General features: G+C 37.1%; 16 protein-coding genes and 3 pseudogenes. 4 read left to right on the forward strand and 15 right to left on the reverse strand.

The window, feature by feature from the left end; translation table 11 throughout:
• Window positions 1-16: 16 nt before the first annotated feature.
• From BTOYO_RS08315 to BTOYO_RS08325, 3 genes are all read right to left on the reverse strand, one after another.
• Window positions 17-910 (reverse strand): cation diffusion facilitator family transporter, encoded by an 894-nt coding sequence (locus BTOYO_RS08315; protein WP_000409731.1) that lies wholly within the window; start codon window positions 908-910, stop codon window positions 17-19.
• Between the two features lie 164 nt (window positions 911-1,074).
• Window positions 1,075-3,339, reverse strand: a complete 2,265-nt coding sequence (secDF, locus tag BTOYO_RS08320) for a protein translocase subunit SecDF (protein ID WP_001119095.1) — start codon at window positions 3,337-3,339, stop codon at window positions 1,075-1,077.
• A 282-nt stretch (window positions 3,340-3,621) separates the two neighbouring features.
• A complete protein-coding gene (locus BTOYO_RS08325; RefSeq protein WP_000890217.1) occupies window positions 3,622-3,906 on the reverse strand; it encodes a post-transcriptional regulator in 285 nt (94 codons plus the stop codon).
• 185 nt (window positions 3,907-4,091) lie between these two features.
• Here BTOYO_RS08325 and spoVB point away from each other — a divergent pair.
• Window positions 4,092-5,650: pseudogene (gene spoVB / locus BTOYO_RS08330) on the forward strand (stage V sporulation protein B).
• Window positions 5,651-5,706: 56 nt separating this feature from the next.
• Here the strand turns inward: spoVB and BTOYO_RS08335 are convergent.
• A pseudogene (locus BTOYO_RS08335) lies at window positions 5,707-6,362 on the reverse strand (DUF421 domain-containing protein).
• A 103-nt stretch (window positions 6,363-6,465) separates the two neighbouring features.
• Here BTOYO_RS08335 and BTOYO_RS08340 point away from each other — a divergent pair.
• The gene (locus BTOYO_RS08340) at window positions 6,466-6,849 is read left to right on the forward strand and encodes a TIGR04086 family membrane protein (protein WP_000349137.1); all 384 of its coding nucleotides are present in this window, start codon (window positions 6,466-6,468) and stop codon (window positions 6,847-6,849) included.
• A gap of 37 nt (window positions 6,850-6,886) precedes the next feature.
• Here the strand turns inward: BTOYO_RS08340 and yajC are convergent, their stop codons facing one another.
• The 6 genes from yajC to ruvA are packed head-to-tail and all read right to left on the reverse strand — an operon-like array spanning window position 6,887 to window position 11,220.
• A complete protein-coding gene (yajC, locus tag BTOYO_RS08345) occupies window positions 6,887-7,147 on the reverse strand; it encodes a preprotein translocase subunit YajC (protein WP_000991114.1) in 261 nt (86 codons plus the stop codon).
• A gap of 27 nt (window positions 7,148-7,174) precedes the next feature.
• Window positions 7,175-8,314: a tRNA guanosine(34) transglycosylase Tgt gene (gene tgt / locus BTOYO_RS08350; protein WP_000125368.1), complete on the reverse strand. Its 1,140-nt coding sequence runs from the start codon at window positions 8,312-8,314 to the stop codon at window positions 7,175-7,177.
• A 12-nt stretch (window positions 8,315-8,326) separates the two neighbouring features.
• Window positions 8,327-9,379 carry a tRNA preQ1(34) S-adenosylmethionine ribosyltransferase-isomerase QueA gene (gene queA / locus BTOYO_RS08355; RefSeq protein WP_000354013.1) on the reverse strand — a complete coding sequence of 351 codons (1,053 nt, stop codon included), beginning with the start codon at window positions 9,377-9,379 and terminating at the stop codon, window positions 8,327-8,329.
• A gap of 19 nt (window positions 9,380-9,398) precedes the next feature.
• Complete coding sequence (locus tag BTOYO_RS08360) at window positions 9,399-9,599, reverse strand: DUF2905 domain-containing protein (protein ID WP_000136158.1); 201 nt, start codon at window positions 9,597-9,599, stop codon at window positions 9,399-9,401.
• Complete coding sequence (ruvB, locus tag BTOYO_RS08365) at window positions 9,596-10,597, reverse strand: Holliday junction branch migration DNA helicase RuvB (protein WP_000344470.1); 1,002 nt, start codon at window positions 10,595-10,597, stop codon at window positions 9,596-9,598. Before ruvB ends, BTOYO_RS08360 begins: the two co-directional genes overlap by 4 nt.
• Window positions 10,598-10,602: 5 nt before the next feature.
• A complete protein-coding gene (gene ruvA / locus BTOYO_RS08370; RefSeq protein ID WP_000464514.1) occupies window positions 10,603-11,220 on the reverse strand; it encodes a Holliday junction DNA helicase RuvA in 618 nt (205 codons plus the stop codon).
• Window positions 11,221-11,408: 188 nt separating this feature from the next.
• Here ruvA and BTOYO_RS08375 point away from each other — a divergent pair, with 188 nt between their 5' ends.
• Window positions 11,409-12,353: an iron-hydroxamate ABC transporter substrate-binding protein gene (locus BTOYO_RS08375; RefSeq protein WP_000823618.1), complete on the forward strand. Its 945-nt coding sequence runs from the start codon at window positions 11,409-11,411 to the stop codon at window positions 12,351-12,353.
• 11 nt (window positions 12,354-12,364) lie between these two features.
• Here the strand turns inward: BTOYO_RS08375 and BTOYO_RS08380 are convergent, their stop codons facing one another.
• On the reverse strand, window positions 12,365-12,895 hold the full coding sequence (locus BTOYO_RS08380; RefSeq protein ID WP_000871206.1) for a BofC C-terminal domain-containing protein: 531 nt from the start codon (window positions 12,893-12,895) through the stop codon (window positions 12,365-12,367).
• Window positions 12,896-13,328: 433 nt separating this feature from the next.
• Between BTOYO_RS08380 and BTOYO_RS08385 the strand changes: the two genes are divergently transcribed.
• Entirely contained in the window at window positions 13,329-13,772 is a 444-nt protein-coding gene (locus tag BTOYO_RS08385) for a hypothetical protein (protein WP_002039655.1), read from the forward strand.
• A gap of 33 nt (window positions 13,773-13,805) precedes the next feature.
• On the opposite strand, the gene BTOYO_RS08390 is transcribed toward BTOYO_RS08385, so the two are convergent.
• The 4 genes and pseudogenes from BTOYO_RS08390 to nadC all read right to left on the reverse strand — a co-directional run bounded on the left by BTOYO_RS08390 (window position 13,806) and on the right by nadC (window position 18,787).
• On the reverse strand, window positions 13,806-14,453 hold the full coding sequence (locus BTOYO_RS08390) for a YhcN/YlaJ family sporulation lipoprotein (RefSeq protein WP_001093525.1): 648 nt from the start codon (window positions 14,451-14,453) through the stop codon (window positions 13,806-13,808).
• Window positions 14,454-16,429: 1,976 nt separating this feature from the next.
• Window positions 16,430-16,592: pseudogene (gene safA, locus BTOYO_RS28305) on the reverse strand (SafA/ExsA family spore coat assembly protein); the annotation flags it as partial.
• 224 nt (window positions 16,593-16,816) lie between these two features.
• Window positions 16,817-17,923 (reverse strand): quinolinate synthase NadA, encoded by a 1,107-nt coding sequence (gene nadA / locus BTOYO_RS08400; protein WP_000025286.1) that lies wholly within the window; start codon window positions 17,921-17,923, stop codon window positions 16,817-16,819.
• Window positions 17,924-17,953: 30 nt separating this feature from the next.
• A complete protein-coding gene (nadC, locus tag BTOYO_RS08405) occupies window positions 17,954-18,787 on the reverse strand; it encodes a carboxylating nicotinate-nucleotide diphosphorylase (RefSeq protein ID WP_001092204.1) in 834 nt (277 codons plus the stop codon).
• Between the last annotated feature and the right edge of the window lie 10 nt (window positions 18,788-18,797).

The following is an 18,797-nucleotide window of genomic DNA, read 5'->3' on the forward strand; positions in this document are numbered from 1 at the left end:
AAAATGTTAATGATATTTAATTTGGAGAATACGGATTTATATGTACAAACACATTTTGTACATTATCTTGTTTCATAAGCATTTCTTTCACATGTTTTCCAATACGGTGTCCTTCTTCTACAGTAATGTATGGATCTACAGAAACTTTAATATCGACAATAACATAGTGACCATGTTCTCTCGCATATAAAGAACCGATTTTTTTCACACCATTTACTTGCAGGACAGCTTCTCTAAGCGGAATAACATCTTCCTCATGAAGTACATGATCAAGCGTTGCATGAATCGCTTCCGCCCCAATACTCCACGCCATCTTTGCAACAAGGAGTGAAACAAATAACCCCGCAACCGGATCCGCATATACAAGCCAATCTAAACCTAGCTTACCACCGATAATAGCTGCACAAATACCGATTAAAGCTGCAATTGAAGAAAATACATCCGAACGGTGCTCATATGCATTTGCAATAATTGCATCACTATTTACCCTCTTCCCTAATCGGAATTTATATTGAAACATTCCTTCTTTCACGACAATCGAAAGAATAACAGCAAAAATCGTAATTCCTTTCGGTGGTTCTAGTTCTTGCGAAAAAGCTTTTATAGACGAAATCGCTATCTCGATGCCCACAATAAATAATAATACTGCAACAATAATCGCTGAAATCGATTCCGCTTTACCATGACCGTACGGGTGATCTTCATCTGGTGGTTGCTTTGCTGCTCGCAATCCAAAAAGTACAGCTAGCGAACCAATTACATCTGATGCAGAATGCACAGCATCCGCTAATAGTGCTTTACTGTTCCCGATATAACCAATTACCGCCTTTACAATCGCTAATATAATATTACCAACGATTCCGACAATAGCACCAAACTCGGCCTGTTTAAAACGTTCATCTTTTTCCATAATTAAAATCCCTTCTTTTCTTAACCTATCTTGTTATCCCGATTTATTGTATCAAAAACAACGATAACATCACCACTTTCTTCCATCTTTCTTCTGTAAAAAGTTGCTATCTTATTGTATCCACAAACGAAAAAAGAGATGCCTCCTAATGAGGCATCACCTTTTTATACTTGTGGTTCAGATACTTCTTTCTCAACCTTCTTCTTGTTTTTGCCCTTTTTCAAACGACGGTTTTCAAGCATTAACCAAATTTGAGAAGCAACGAAAATAGAAGAGTACGTACCTACAACTAATCCAATTAATAACGCAAGCGAGAAGTTACGCAGTGATTCACTACCGAAAATAAGTAGTGCAATTACTGGGAACAACACTGTTAAAACAGTATTAATTGAACGACCAATTGTTTGACGAATACTTGAGTTTACGATTTCTTCTAAATCTTTTAAATCACGAACTCGTTTTTTCTGTTTGTATAATTCACGGTTTCTATCAAACGTAACGATTGAGTCATTGATAGAGTAACCAATAATGGTTAATACCGCAGCGATAAACGTTAAGTCTACCTCTATTCGGAAAAGACTAAATACAACAATCATAACGAAGGCATCATGTAATAATGCGATTACTGCAGATACTGCGTACGTAAGACGGAAACGAATACTTACGTATAAAACGATTACTGCAGAAGCAATCAATACTGCAATAAATGCATTTCGTGCAATCTCTTTACCGATTGTCGGTGAAACTGTACTTACATTCGGATCTGTACCGTATTTATCGTGGAAGAATGTTTTCGTTTTCGCAATTTCATCTTTTGATAGAACACCTAATGTACGAACTGCGAAACCTTTATTGTCATCTCCAGTCGGTACAATATTTTCTTCCTTCACATCGATTTTCAATTCTTTAAAATCTTTATGAACATCAGCAACAGTAACTGCTTGTTTTGATTGCAAGTCGATACGTGTACCACTTGCAAAGTCAATACCAAGATTCATTTTGAAAATCGGTAATATAATTGCCCCAGCAATTACGACTACAATTGAGAATAAGAAGAATTTATGACCGATATTTACGAAGTTAATACGATCAAATCTCGTTGGCGGATGTACTACACCTTTTGTTAATGGAATAATATCCTTTTCCTTAACACCAAAATAAGATGGTTTTTTATCGAAGTAACGGCTCTTTACAAGTAAACTTAGTAAGAAACGAGTACCGAATACGTTCGTAATGAAACCGACTAAAATACTAACAATTAAACTTGTTGCGAAACCTTTTACAGAACTATTACCGTAAGCAAATAATACACCGGCTGCTGCAATTGTTGTAATGTTCGCATCTAAAATTGTCGCTAATGAACGATGGTTACCAGCACGAAATGCTGACATCATTGACTTACCAATTTTCAGCTCTTCCTTTAACCTCTCGTACGTAATGATATTCGCATCAACTGCGATACCTACCCCGAGCACTAATGCCGCAATACCTGGCAACGTAAGAACCGCATGCATCCAGTTAAAGACAAGTAATGTAACGAAAATGTATAAACCTAACATAATAACCGCTACAAGCCCTGGTAAACGGTAGAATACAAGCATAAATAAGAAGATAATAGCAATACCGATTGCACTAGCGAAAATCGTTTGCTCTAATGCTTGTTGACCAAATTTCGCTCCAACAGATGTTGAATACATTTCTTTTAAATCAACAGGAAGTGCACCTGCATTTAATAAAGATGAAAGTTCTTTCGCACTTTCAACTGTAAAGTTTCCACCTACGATAGATACTTCAGCTTGGTTAAACACTTGGCTTACTGTTGCTGCTGATAAAAACTTCGGATTCGGTTTTGCAGATTCTGCTTTATACGAATCTTTTCCTTCTTCAAAATCAAGCCATATTACCATTAAATTCGTTGGTGGTGGCATCTTTGAAATTTTTTCAGTTACTGCACGGAATTTTTCAGCGCTTTTTAATGTAAGACCTACGCTCGCACGGCCTTGCTCATCAAATGTTTGCTTCGCTCCGCCGCCTTTTAAATCCGTACCATCCATAAGAAGATTGTCATCCACATCACGGAATGTTAATTTCGCTTGTGTTGATAACATTTCACGTGCTTTTTGCTGATCTTGTACACCAGCAAGCTGTACACGAATTCGATTTTCTCCTTCAATTTGGATGTTCGGCTCACTTACACCGAGAACATTGACACGATTTTCAAGAGCACCTACTGTACTTACAAGTGCCTCTCGGTCAATTTTATCGCCTTTTTTGGCTGGTTTTACTTCATACAGAACTTCAAAACCACCGCGAAGGTCTAGTCCTAGACTAATTCCTTTTGCTATGTCTTTTCCTGCCGCACCAATTACGCCACCGATTAATAAAACGATGAGGAAAAAGGCGGCAATTCTCGTACCACGCTTTGCCATATGTACCCTCTTTCTGCTACTAACACTTTCAATAAATCTCTTACGATTCACTGCTATACGTGTGCATACACCTAGTTAGTAGACTTCCTTTCTATAAAATACATTTGTTTTTTGCTAGTTCATCACTAGCTGTGTCGGTAAACCTTACGCAATACCTACACTTTCATTATTTATTTTTCTTCTTCACTACCTCCTTTACATATAATCTTAGACATCGTTATTTCCTCTTTATCAATACCTATCATTATACTGCAAAAGGAAGAACAAACCAATTGCAGTCAGTTATTTATTTTCATACTCATCAAATGACCAAAGTGGCGCTTGGTATGCTTCAACAGTTAAATATGTCATATATTCATTAGGTGTTATTCTTAATACATCGTTCACTAATTCATACAACCTAACATTACTGTCTATCTTTTTCCACTTTTTCACTTTAAGAAACTTCCAAATGTCATCATCTGTCACTCTGTCATAACCGAACATTTGAAACTCCTCTACTTTACTAACTAAAACGACTTGTAACTGTCCGCGGTATGATTCTACCAAATCTTCTTTTTCTAACATACGTAACATCTCCTTATAATTTCAGCACGAAAAGTCGCTTTTATTCCCGCTCTAATGGACAGCAATAACTACTTTCAAGAGCACTATCATACTTCACTCTCTTAAATGCTTGTCATTCTTGTCTCGTACGTGCATATAAATTATTGTAAATCATTCCACTGATTTTGAGAAGGTAGGAGAAGACCATGACGAGACAAAGCTTTTTAAAAGGCGCATTTATTTTAATGATTGCCGGCTTTATTACCAAAATTCTTGGATTTATTAACCGGATTGTAATGGCACGTATACTAGGAGAAGAAGGCGTTGGCCTTTATATGATGGCCGTTCCTACATTCATTTTAGCAATTACATTAACACAAATCGGTCTTCCTGTCGCAATCGCAAAATTTGTAGCAGAAGCGGAAGCGGTGAACGATAAACAAAAATAAAAAAAATATTAACCGTATCACTAGCTGTCACTTCCTTTATTAGCATCATTTTAACAATGGGCATTATGCTCCTCACACCTATTTTAGCGAAAACATTATTAACCGATGAAAGAACGTACTATCCATTAATGGCCATTTTACCTGTCGTTCCTGTTATTGCTGTTTCTTCTGTTTTACGCGGTTATTTCCAAGGGAAACAAAATATGAAACCTAGCGCTTATGCTCAAGTGATCGAACAAGTTGTCCGCATTACAATTATCGCTGTATGTATTCGAATATTTTTACCTTATGGCGTAGAATATGCTGCAGCCGGCGCTATGTTATCAGCCGTTCTCGGCGAAGTTGCATCCTTATTATTCTTACTCACTTTATTCCAACGTGAAAAACACTTATCTATACGCTCTAGATTTTTCACTACCGTAAAGGAGAGCAAAGGTACATTTTATTCTCTTATGGATATCGCCCTTCCAACTACAGGAAGTCGTTTAATCGGTTCTGTTTCTTATTTTTTTGAACCTATCGTCGTTATGCAAAGTTTAGCGATTGCCGGAGTTGCCGCTTCTGTCGCAACCCAGCAATACGGTATATTAAACGGTTATGCATTCCCGCTCCTATCACTACCCGCCTTCATTACATACGCTCTTTCTACAGCGCTCGTTCCTTCAATTAGTGAAGCAATGGCAAAAAGGCAACATAAATTAGTGGAGCACCGTTTACAACAAGCACTTCGAATTTCATTAATTACTGGTGGGTGGTCTGTCGTTATATTATACGTATTCGCTTCCCCTGTTTTAACTCTTATGTACGGATCAGACAGCGCAACAGCATTCATTCAGCTACTTGCACCTTGCTTTTTATTTCATTATTTTCAAAGTCCACTTACATCTGTATTGCAAGCTTTAAATTTAGCACGCGCTGCTATGATGAACACATTTATTGGCGCCATCGTGAAATTAATCGTTATTTTTGTACTAGCTTCAAAGCCAGAATTTCAAATGATGGGGGTTGCTCTCGCTATTGCAGCAAATATAGTAACAGTAACATTCCTTCACTACGCTACCGTTTTAAAAAAGATTACATTTACCATTTACGCAAAAGACTATATTTTCGGCGGACTTGCCATCGGTATCGCAGGTGCCTTTGGTTTTTACCTTCATAAGTATATTATTTTCTCTCATTCTCTTGGTATACAAACATTATGGGAAATCACTTTAACAACAATGGTTTATGTCGTTCTCCTCTTCATCTTTAAACTAATTCGAAAAGAGGAGTTAAGTCGCCTCCCTATCATTCGTAAACTTTCATTTTTGAAATAAAGTAAAACTTTCATTAGCGAGACTTTTCCGGGCTTACTATTTAAAATGGTAAGCTTTTAGTTTTCTTTCAAATCAACAAAAAATTGTCCATTTTGAAAACTACAGTATAAAATTTGTGTTATATCGTTATAACCTAAGTTTTTTAGTTTTTCAATGAGCCATTCGTCTGTATGTTCAATCATTTGCAAATGATTAGATTGAATTTCTCCATCAATAATTAATGGCAGAGTAAAAATAGGCGTATCATTTTTACTCTTTTTACTTTTTGTTTTTGAAAAACGGATAACTTCCCTGATGGTTCCAAAATAGCGTATTCCACATCCCGCACGTCTCCGACCCCTTGCTCCCTTAATTGCATCATTAAATCATCTATGTTATAGCGCTGTTTTCTCATCTTTTTTTCATCAATTTTTCCCGCATTTATAAGAATAGCAGGCTCCCCTTCTATTAAATGCCGAAATCGTTGAAACTTCAAAGAAATAACCGACAAAATGATTTGTATGCACATAAGGAAAGTCATCGGAACTAATTGATGCCAAAGTGATTTATCTGTATTTTCAATCGCTACTACAGCCATTTCACCAAGCATAATGAATACGACTAAATCTAATACACTTAGCTCTCCAATTTCACGTTTACCCATAAGACGGAAAATAATTAAGATAATAATATACAAAAGCATCGTCCGGCCAATTATCGATACCCATTCCATTTCTACATCTCCTTTTTTACTTATAGATTCCCCTATAGAAAAGAAAATAGTCTAACTTAAGCAAAAGAGAAATATGCTTGTATTAAAAAGGGGGAATGCATAAATGGATGGAACGAAAAAATTATCAACTGCAATTGGTTTCGGTATTATTACCCTACTAATTCTCGCATCTATTACTAGCATGGTTATGGCTCTATTATTAAAGTTTACGAACATGAATGAAAGTACATTAACCGTCACTATTTTGATACTAGCTCTTTTATCTATGCTTATGTCTGGGTTTATTGCTGGTAAAAAAGCACAAGGGAAAGGTTGGCTAGTTGGTTTTACAACAGGACTCACATTCGCCATACTCGTTTTTCTAGTTAACTATTTAGGCTTCTCTCAAACTTTATCGAACTCACAGTTACTTTACCAATTGGCATTAATGGGCGCGAGTACACTCGGTGGTATTTTCGGTGTAAATATGTCAAAGCAAAATAATTAAAAAAAGGCCCTGCACATTTCATGCAGGGCCTTCCTCATTAGTTTTTCACAACTTCACGAATCGCATTGCGATCGAAAGTTAAGTGTGCACCACCAGATTTAACAACGATTTTCGTTTCATCTACTGATTCGATTGTACCGTGTAAGCCACCAATTGTTATGATAGCATCACCTTTTGCTAATTCGTTTTGCATTTGAGCAACTGCTTTTTGACGCTTTTGTTGCGGGCGAATTAATAAGAAATAGAAAATCGCAAACATCGCAACGATCATAACGATATTCATCATACCTGCATTCATCTTTTGTTCCTCCTTTTAAATTATGTATTAGAAGTTTTTAGCATTCGGTTTATTAAAGCCATACTGTTCAAAGAACTCTTCGCGGAAATCACCAAGACGGTCTTCACGAATAGCTTGTCTCACCTGCTCCATTAAGTTTAACAGAAAATGAAGGTTGTGATAAGACGTTAAACGAATTCCGAACGTTTCATCACATTTCATCAAGTGACGAATGTACGCACGAGAGTAATTTTTACATGTGTAGCAATCACAATTAGGATCAAGCGGACCGAAGTCTCTTGCGAATTTCGCATTTTTTACAACTAGACGGCCTTCACTTGTCATACATGTACCATTTCGAGCGATACGAGTTGGAAGTACGCAGTCAAACATATCAACGCCGCGAATTGCCCCATCAATTAACGAGTCAGGAGAACCTACTCCCATTAAGTAACGTGGCTTATCATCTGGAAGAAGTGGTGTTGTAAACTCAAGCACACGATTCATAATATCCTTCGGTTCACCAACAGATAAACCACCTATAGCATAACCAGGGAAGTCCATTGAAACAAGGTCTTTTGCACTTTGGCGACGAAGCTCTTCAAACTCTCCGCCCTGTACGATACCGAATAAACCTTGATCTTGTGGACGTTCATGCGCTTTTAAGCAACGTTCTGCCCAGCGGCTTGTACGTTCTACAGATTTCTTCATATATTCAAAAGTAGCTGGGAACGGTGGACACTCATCAAATGCCATCATAATATCTGAACCTAATGCATTTTGGATTTCCATCGCTTTTTCTGGTGATAAGAATAATTTATCTCCATTTAAGTGGTTACGGAAGTGAACGCCTTCCTCTTCAATACGGCGGAAGTCACTTAAACTGAATACTTGGAAACCACCAGAATCCGTTAAGATTGCACGGTCCCAGTTCATAAATTTATGCAAACCACCTGCTTCACGAACAATTTCGTGACCTGGACGTAGCCATAAATGATACGTATTACTTAAAATAATGCCAGAATCCATTGCTTTTAATTCTTCTGGTGACATTGTCTTAACTGTTGCAAGTGTACCAACTGGCATGAATGTTGGTGTATCAAATGAACCGTGCGGCGTGTGTACACGACCTAAACGTGCACCCGTTTGTTTACAAGTTTTAATAAATTCATAACGAATTGCTGTCATAATTGACTCCTTTTATTTGTTTCTCATTTTAGCGTGAGATGCAACGAACATTGCGTCACCGAAGCTAAAGAAACGATATTTTTCTTTTACTGCTTCATTATAAGCATGAAGTACATTATCTCTATTTGAAAATGCACTTACAAGCATAATTAATGTTGATTTCGGCAAATGGAAGTTTGTAATTAAACCATCAATTGCTTTAAATTTATATCCTGGGTACATAAAAATATCTGTCCAACCAGAAGCTGCGCAAAGCTTACCACTATGATCGGTCGCAATCGTTTCTAACGTACGAGTTGATGTCGTACCTACAGTGATAATACGTCCACCATTCTCTTTCACACGATTTAATAATGCCGCTGTCTCTTCAGACATATGGTAATATTCTGCGTGCATATGATGCTCTTCAATCGTATCTGCAGAAACTGGTCTAAATGTTCCAAGCCCTACGTGAAGTGTAATAAATGCTAACTGAACGCCTTTTTTCTTTAACTTCTCAAGTAACTCTTCTGTAAAGTGAAGTCCCGCTGTCGGCGCTGCTGCTGAACCGATTTCTTTCGCATATACTGTTTGATAGCGATCGCGATCTTCCAGTGTCTCTTTAATATATGGAGGAAGTGGCATTTCCCCAAGTTCATCTAAAATTTCATAGAAGATGCCGTCATATGAAAATTCAAGCTGACGCCCACCTTGATCTGCAGTCCCTGTGCAAGTTGCTTTTAATTTCCCTTCACCAAAAGAAATTACAGTTCCTTCTTTTACACGTTTCGCTGGCTTAACAAGCGTTTCCCACTTATCGCCTTCCTCTTGTTTCAAAAGAAGCACTTCAATGTGCGCGCCTGTATCTTCTTTCACACCGTGCAAGCGAGCAGGCATAACTTTCGTTTCATTTAAAACTAAGCAATCCCCCTCATGTAAGTAAGAAAGAATGTCCGTAAAATGTTTATGCTCAATATCACCAGTTTCACGGTCTAACACCATTAATCTTGATGTTTCACGATCCTCTAACGGGACTTGTGCAATAAGTTCTTCTGGTAAATGAAAATCAAACAGATTAATATCCATAACTGTATCCACCTATTTCTTATTTGAATCGATTTATTATATACATAATAAAAGATAATGCAATACTTAACACAATACATGTAATGATAGGAAAATAAAAGGTAACGTTACCTTTTTTCACAAAAATATCGCCTGGAAGCCTTCCAATGAACTTCCAAGCTAAGCCAACAACAATGAGTAAGATACCTGCTGTTATAAGCAATTTCGGTATCTCCGTCATACTTTTGGCATCTCCATTCCGAAATGTTCATACGCAAGTGGCGTTACGATTCGGCCTCTTGGCGTTCGTTGTAAAAAGCCAATTTGTAATAAATACGGCTCATACACATCTTCAATTGTATGAGATTCTTCTCCAATCGTTGCCGAAACTGTCTCTAATCCAACTGGGCCACCACGGAATTTCTCAATTATACCGAGCAATAATTTATGATCAATATGATCGAGTCCTAATTTATCTACCTGCAGTAGTTCTAATGCCATTTGTGTAATTTCCATTGCAATTGTTCCGTCGCTGCGAACTTGTGCGAAGTCACGTACACGTCGTAATAAACGATTCGCAATACGAGGTGTACCACGGGCACGTCTTGCAATTTCTAGTGCGGCTAACGAATCAATTTCCACTTCGAATACTTCCGCTGTACGTTCAACAATCGCAGAAAGCTGATCCACTGTATAATACTCTAATCTTGAAAGTACACCGAAACGGTCACGGAGCGGCGCTGATAATGCTCCGGCACGTGTTGTCGCTCCAACTAATGTAAATGGAGGTAAATCTAAACGTACAGACCGTGCTGACGGTCCTTTTCCAATTACGATATCAAGGCAAAAATCTTCCATCGCAGGATATAGTACTTCTTCAATTGATCTATGCAAACGATGAATTTCATCAATAAACAATACATCTCCAGGCTGAAGTGCTGTTAATACCGCTGCTAAATCTCCTGGTCTTTCAATTGCGGGACCTGACGTCGTTCGAATGTTAACACCCATTTCATTGGCAATAATATTCGCAAGCGTCGTTTTACCAAGTCCAGGTGGTCCATATAAAAGTACGTGATCTAACGTTTCTTCACGCATTTTCGCCGCTTCAATAAACACTTCTAAATTATGTTTCGCTTTATCTTGGCCAATATACTGACGGAGCGTCTGTGGCCGTAATGAATACTCTAAATCCGCATCTTCGTATCCAGATTCCCCTGAAAGGAGACGTTCGTCCATTATACTCACCTCTTACCATTTAGTAAAAGACTAAGTGCCTTTTTAATATATTGATCCGTCGTTAATGATTCTTTTAATAACTCTGGTACAACACGAGAAACTTCCCGTTCTGCATAACCAAGTGCACGCAGTGCTTCCAGTGCTTCATCAAGTTCAACTGAGGAACCTTTCTTCTCATCAAAACTTTCAACATCTGAGAACAAATCAACAAATGCATCTGGTACAACATCTGCTAGTTTTCCTTTTAAATCTAAAATCATTTGGCGCGCTGTTTTCTTTCCGACGCCCGGGAATTTCACTAAAAACTTCTCATCTTCATGTTCAATCGCTTGAACGACCTGTCCTGTTTGACCAGAAGCTAAAATCGCAAGAGCGCCTTTTGGCCCAATGCCAGACACACCTAACAATTTTGTAAATAATAAACGCTCTTCACGTGTTTTAAACCCGTAAAGTGCCATAATATCTTCTCTCACATAATGATATGTATAGACACGGATTTCTTGCTTACTTCTTTGAAATACATACGGATTTGGTGTGAAAATTTGGTACCCAATTCCATTATGGTCAATTACGACATATTCCGGTCCTACATACTCCACGTAACCTGTAACATATTCAAACAAAATACGATCTCTCCCTCTTAAATCATGTATTCCATTTTAACATATTTAATGATAGAAAAGCGAGACTACCCCAACAAATGTTCTCCGTTTAAAACTTCTGTTATTTTCCATTGACAGAAAAGATAAAGCACCTTAATATACAGGAGTCGATAATGATTATCAATACTAATTAAAGGGGTTACATCAGGATGAAACGTAAGTTATTTATTTTATTAACTATTATGCTAGTCGTTCTTTCTATCGTTGGCTGTTCTTCTCAAAAAGAAGCGTCAAAAGCAAAAGAACAACCGAAAACAAAAGTTGTGAAACACGCTAAAGGGGAAGCTACAATTCCAGTAAATCCAAAGAGAATTGTTGACTTATCTGGATCAACAGAAGAGTTATTACTTCTTGGACACAAACCTGTTGGTACAGCAAATACATATAAAGATAAAATCCAAAATCACTTAACAGACAAGCTAGATGGCGTAAAAGCAGTTGGCTGGTACTGGGCACCTAAAGTTGATTTAGAAGCTGTTACAGCTTTAAAACCGGACTTAATTATTTTAAATAATCGTCAATTAAAAATTTATGATCAATTAGAAAAGGTTGCACCGACTGTTGTTCTAGAAACAAACTTAGAAGACTGGCGCGGTAAGTTTAAAGAAGTAGGTAAACTATTTGATGAAGAAAAGAAAGCTGACAAATGGATTGCCGACTACGATAAAAAAGCAGACTCTTTATCTAAAAAAATTAAAGAAAAAACAAAAGATGAAAACTTTATGTTTGTCGCAGTTACACCACAAAACTTCCGTGTATACGGTAGCTTCGGATACGGTGACATCATCTTTAACGACTTAAAACTTCCAGCAACAAAAGGTACAGATTTAAAACAAACGATGGCGCAAGTATCATTAGAAGGGCTTGTTGCATTCCAACCTGATCAAATGTTTATTGTAAGCTTCGGCGGCGAGGCTGATAAAGTGTACGAAGACTATAAAAATAGTGCTGTTTGGAAAGACAATAAAGCAGTAAAAAACAATCACGTATATGAAGTATCGAATGAAATCTTCAATACGAAAGCATTCAATCCAATCGGAAAAGATATGCTAATTGATGAAATCGCAAAAGAAATTTTAGCTAAAAACAAGTAAGAAAAAGCAGCTCACCATGAGCTGCTTTTTTTCTTATTTTGCACTGCATATTGCTTCATTTTTTCAATCGTCTTCACAAAACTTTCTTTTGATTTTATACGAATACCACGTTTCAATTTCGCACGCTCATAACTCTCAAGTTTTTTCATATCAATTTGAAAGAAAGAATGAATCGCATTATCACTTTTTGGTACACCCTTGAAAATTTGTAATATCCCTTCCTCTGAAACACCAAAATAGCCGCTCGTCTTCAATAACGGAGAAATATCGTCCACTTTCTTTTGCAATACAATTTGTACATCATCACGATCAACGAGTTGCCATTCTTTATATTGCTGTAAAAACTTTTCTAAATCCGCTACTTTTTCTGTAAATATTTCTTCACTTACTTCTCCATCAACATACATACGCTCTAATAAAATTGTAACTTCAGATTCTTTTTCTGTTACTTCTGGTACTGGTCCTTCCGCCCTCACACTCGTTTCATAGGCTAAACAAAACATCATCACGAAAGCTTGCACTGCAATCAGTATCCATTTCATTTCCGTTCACCTCTTTTAGGCAAAATCAAACTTTCATTAGTAGTTTTGCCGAAAGTGGAGGTTTTATCCATATAAACAACCACATTACATTTCTCTCAAAAATAAAAAAATGCAGATAAGGTTTTATCCTTATCTGCATTAGCATTTGTTTTTATATAAAATGAAAGACGCCTGCAAGCAGGCGTCTTGATGCGTTTACGGCGAGAGACCAGGCGACCACATTCGCGTGTTTAGCACTTAAGCATATCTCTCGTCTTACGTAAATTAGCTCATCGCTTTGCTAATATAACATTAATAACGTATAAGTGCAACATTTTTATAACAAATATTTTATTTTCTCTTTCACCCAAACGAACTTTATGTAAATTATAAATTGATAAATATAATATATATATTACGATTAATGTAACAGCGAAATCATAATAAACAGGAGATGGATATTGTGAAAAAAATAAAGGATGAACGTCTCATTCTGAAAACATTAAAAAACATACGTATTGCCTTTCTTTTTCAATCACTTGGTATAATTGGCATTTTAGGCTATATCGGATTCACTGAAGGAATGGATCAAATTACGAAATCTCCATTATGGTTATTATTTATCCTTACAAGTATCGTACTTAGTTATTTACAGTTAAGCGTTTCTATCGATGTAGAAGAAGGCGAAAAGGATATAAAGTTAACTCCTTATTACAAAATTATTTTACGCTCTCTTATTGTAGGAACTATTATAGCCATTATTTATATCATTTTCAGTCCAGAAAGACCTCTGTTTGAAGCACTTCTAACAGGTAGTATTTTCTTCATATGCTTTTTAATTTCTTATTCCGTTAGTTATTTTATTAAAAAACGTCGTTTACAAGATAACGATGAATAAAGAGGAAGGGCAACCCCTTCCTCTTTTGTTTTTCTATCGCACTGTACCAGTTAAACCGTAACGAATGTCTCGGAACATATTTCCTATGTCACGATTAAAATCATTTGTAACTGTACCGTTACGTAGACGCGTACTCATTGCATCGACACGAGTAAACATATCATTTCTTACAGAAACATATACGTTTCTGTTTCCAACTTCATTTGAAACCGCTTGACGAATTTCGTTCGCCATCGCCGTTTCATTTGTCGCTGTGTTACGTGGTTTTACTGCAATCGCTACGTCGTTTCCATATACAACCGTAGACACGCGGTCTACGTTATTCATACGTTTCACACGATTTGTAATTCTTTCTGCAGTTTTACCATCATTGTTAATGTATGAATTGTTCATTGTAATATTACGAGTTGGATGCGGATTAGCAATTTGCCCGTTGTAATTTACATCACGGTAATAATTATTATATCCTGTATCGTTACGACCGTTTCTATATGTTACATAATCTGTATAACGATCGTTACGCGCTACATTATCACGATACTGATGTGTATCATTATAAGATGTACGCTCGTAATTGTAGTTACGTCCATCCATCGCATTGTTATCTTTTGGTGTACCACATGCAGCTAATGCACTGGTAACTAACAAAGAAGCAGCAATCACTTTTACTTTCGTATTCAATACAAAAACCCCCTCTGTTAGAATGAACTTCTCTTCTGAAAAGCTCCCTCTTATGATGAGTAACAGAGAAGGTTTTTACACTGTTAATATTTCACTGGGAATTTTCTAACACTTGATGTAAATCTTCCGTTTTCAAAACAATTCTACATACAAAAAAGGTGGGAATAATCCCACCTTTTTTTAAACTTCTTCTTCGTCCTCTTCTTCTGCGACTGGCTCTCCAAATACATTTGGTGGATCTGGTTGATAATACATCGTCCCTGGCTGTGGTGCATATGCAGACTGCGTTGGTTGATAATATAAAGGATTAGCGTATTGTGGTCCCCCAGGCTGCGGACTATATAACCTACTCTCTCCTCCGCATCCACAATCTTCCTCACCTTGTATGAGTGGCGGCATATTGTTATCCATTGGCATCATATTTGAATTTGGCATAGACGTATACTGTGGTCCAAAAGGTGCCCCTTGCTGATATGGCATATTGTAATATGGGTTTTGTTGTTGATAATATGGATTCGGCGGCATCATCGGCTGTTGATACGGCATTTGATATGGCATCATATTCGGTGGTTGATTGTTATCCATGATCGGCATCATATTTGGCATTTGATTGTTATCCATGATCGGCATCATATTTGGCATTTGATTGTTATCCATGATCGGCATCATATTCGGCATTTGATTGTTATCCATAATCGGCATCATATTCGGCATTTGGTTATTATCCATAATCGGCATCATATTCGGCATTTGATTGTTATCCATAATCGGCATCATATTCGGCATTTGGTTATTATCCATAATCGGCATCATATTCGGCATTTGATTGTTATCCATAATCGGCATCATATTCGGCATTTGGTTATTATCCATAATCGGCATCATATTCGGCATTTGATTGTTATCCATAATCGGCATCATATTCGGCATTTGGTTATTATCCATTATTGGCATTATATTTGGTGGTTGGTTGTTATCCATTATTGGCATTATGTTTGGTGGTTGATCGTTATCCATTATTGGCATTATATTTGGTGGTTGATTGTTATCCAGCATTGGCATTATATTTGGTACTTGAATATTTGGCGGTATGACTTGTGGGATAACCACATTTTCTTTCGATACATTTGGTGATACTATGCTTCCTACATTTTCTTTCTTCACTTGCGGCGATACTATATTCCCTACATTTTCTTTCTTTACTTGCGGCGACACTATGTTTCCTACATTTTCTTTTTTCACTTGCGGCGATACTATATTCCCTACATTTTCTTTCTTTACTTGCGGCGATACTATGTTTCCTACATTTTCTTTCTTTACTTGCGGCGATACTATGTTTCCTACATTTTCTTTCTTTACTTGCGGCGATACTATGTTTCCTACATTTTCTTTTTTTACTTGCGGTGATACTATATTATCCTTTTTCGTTTGCGGAGAAATGACGTTGTTAGGTTTCATTTTCGTAATTTGCGGAGCAATTAACTCGCTTCCTTTTTTAATTACATCTGAAATTTTATATTCTTTTTTCGTTTTTATTGGCGGTTGCGGCGGCTGTGGTAATACATTTATCGAAAACTTCGTATTTTCTTTTTCCGCTGGTTTTTGTTTTTCTATAACAGGTGGCTTTTGAATAACAGACGGTTTTTCAGCTGGTTTTTCTTTTTGAATTGGCTGTTCTTTTTGCACTTCTTTTTGTGGTTTCACCTGTACTTCTTTTTGCGGCTTCACTTGCATTTCCTTTTGTGGTTTTACTTGCACTTCTTTTTGTGGTTTTATCTGTACTTCTTTTTGCGGTTTTACTTGCACTTCTTTTTGTGTTTGTTGCATAGCGGGCTGCTGGGTAATTGGTGCCGATTGATACGTAACTTCTTCCTCATCTTCTATTCCAAGCGGCGTTGGTGTTGCTGCAAATTCTTTTTGTTGCACTTCTTTTACGTATTGCTTTGGAGGTGCTGATCCTGCTCCAGCTTGCTGTTTCACGTGGACGCCGTTTGATGGTACTTTAATTTTCATACCTGGCATGATTAAATCTGGATTACTAAGCTGTGTATTTGTTTTTTTCAGCGTGTCAAAATCCACTCCGTACTTTTTCGCAATTTTCCAAAGGGTATCCCCTTTTTGCACGATATGAATTTTCAAATTTTCCCCCTCCTGTATAACTTATCTATAAGTAACAAATCTCATGAAGTAACCCTTTCTAAATAACATTAACTTCTTTTCACTTTTATCACTTCTTCTATTTTCAATATAGTTGGAAGTGGAATAGGCATAAAAACCACAATGATTTCTTCAAAACAATGTATGCCCATTTCGCTCTCGTTATGATTATATGTATGAAAAAAAGCAACGGTATTCCCGTTGCTTTAAACACGCTCTAACATACGATTTAATGCGAGAACTGCTTCTTTCGTTACTTGTTTGTCTACGCTAATAACGTTAATCTCTTCTCCGCCTTCTATCATTTCAAGCACCCATAGTAAGTGAGGGAGGTCAATTCGATTCATCGTTAAGCACGGACACATAAATGGATTAAGTGAAACAATTTCTTTATCTGGATGTTGCTGAATAATTCGGTTCACTAAATTCATTTCTGTACCAATTGCCCATTTACTTCCAACTGGAGCTGATTCAATCATATCAATAATGTATTTTGTTGAACCTGCATAGTCTGAAGCGGCTACAACTTCATAGCAACATTCTGGATGTACAATAATATTCATATCCGGATGATTTTTCCGCACACTTTCAATATTTTTCACTGTAAAGTTTTGATGAACTGAACAATGTCCTTTCCATAAAATCACTTGGATTTCTTCTATGTTTCCATCGTATTCTAATGAATCTGTATGTGGATCCCATACCGCCATTTTATCTAACGGAATACCTAAATCGTGCGCTGTATTTCTTCCTAAATGTTGGTCTGGTAAAAAGACAAGACGCTCTTTTTGTGTAAACGCCCAAGAAACCATTTGTTTTGCATTTGAAGAAGTTACTGTCGCTCCACCATTACGACCGCAAAACGCTTTAATTGCAGCTGTAGAATTTACATATGTTAACGGAATCATCGTATCTCCAAATAACTTCGTGAGCTCTTTCCACGCTCTTTCTGTTTGTTCAATATCTGCCATGTCCGCCATTGAACAACCTGCGCGCATATCTGGTAAGATGACAACTTGTTCATCTGTCGTTAACATATCTGCTGTTTCTGCCATAAAGTGCACACCACAAAACACAATGTATTTTGCTTCTTTATTACTCGCTGCAACTTGCGCAAGCTGAAGTGAGTCCCCTGCTGCATCAGAAAATTGTACAACTTCATCCTTTTGATAATGATGCCCTGGAATAAATAACGTTTTCCCCATTTTTTCTTTAATTTCACGAACACGCTTTTCCATATTTTCCATTGACATTGTGTAATAACGCTCTGGTAACATCGTTTCAATTGGCTGTACTTTTTCTAAAATACTCATATACCTTTCTCCCCCTCTAAGCCACTTTCCTTACGCTTCAATATTGAAACTAATATCAAGTGCTTTCACTGAATGTGTTAACAATCCAAGTGAAATATAATCTACCCCTGTTTTTCCATATTTCGATAAATCTTCAACTGTAATGCCACCTGACGCTTCCGTAACAATGGCGCTTGGCACAATCTTTGAAAACTCTCGAATTTCATCTGGCGTACGGTTATCAAACATAATAATATCCGCACCGGCTGCTACTGCCTCTCTCACTTGCTCCTCCGTTTCTGTTTCCACTTCTACTTTCACCATATGTCCTAATTTTTCTTTCACCGATGTAATAGCTTTTGTAATAGAACCAGCAAACGCAATATGATTGTCTTTAATCATGACACCGTCATATAAACCGAAGCGGTGGTTAAATCCACCTCCGCACACGACTGCATATTTATCAAACATACGTAGCCCAGGCATCGTTTTTCGCGTATCACAAATGCGAGTATGACTACTATCTAACGCAAGAACCGCTTTACGTGTCATCGTGGCTATCCCACTCATACGCTGAATAACGTTTAATATAACGCGCTCTGCTGTTAATAACGAGGCAATTGGACCTTGCACAGTTGCAATGATTTCGCCTTTTTCTACAAGATCCCCATCTTTTTTATGAAGCTCTACTTCAATTCTCTCATCAATTAATTTAAATCCTGATTCAATTACTAAACGTCCTGCAAAGACCCCTGTATCCTTCGCAAGAAACGCTCCTTTCGAAAGCAAGTTATCTGGAAAAATAAGCTGAGATGTTACATCTCTTTCCCCTATATCTTCTAAAAAAAATCGATTTAATGCTTCTTTAACTTTTATCGTGTTCATAAAGCCCCTC

This window comes from Bacillus toyonensis BCT-7112, from assembly GCF_000496285.1.
GTDB lineage: Bacteria > Bacillota > Bacilli > Bacillales > Bacillaceae_G > Bacillus_A > Bacillus_A toyonensis.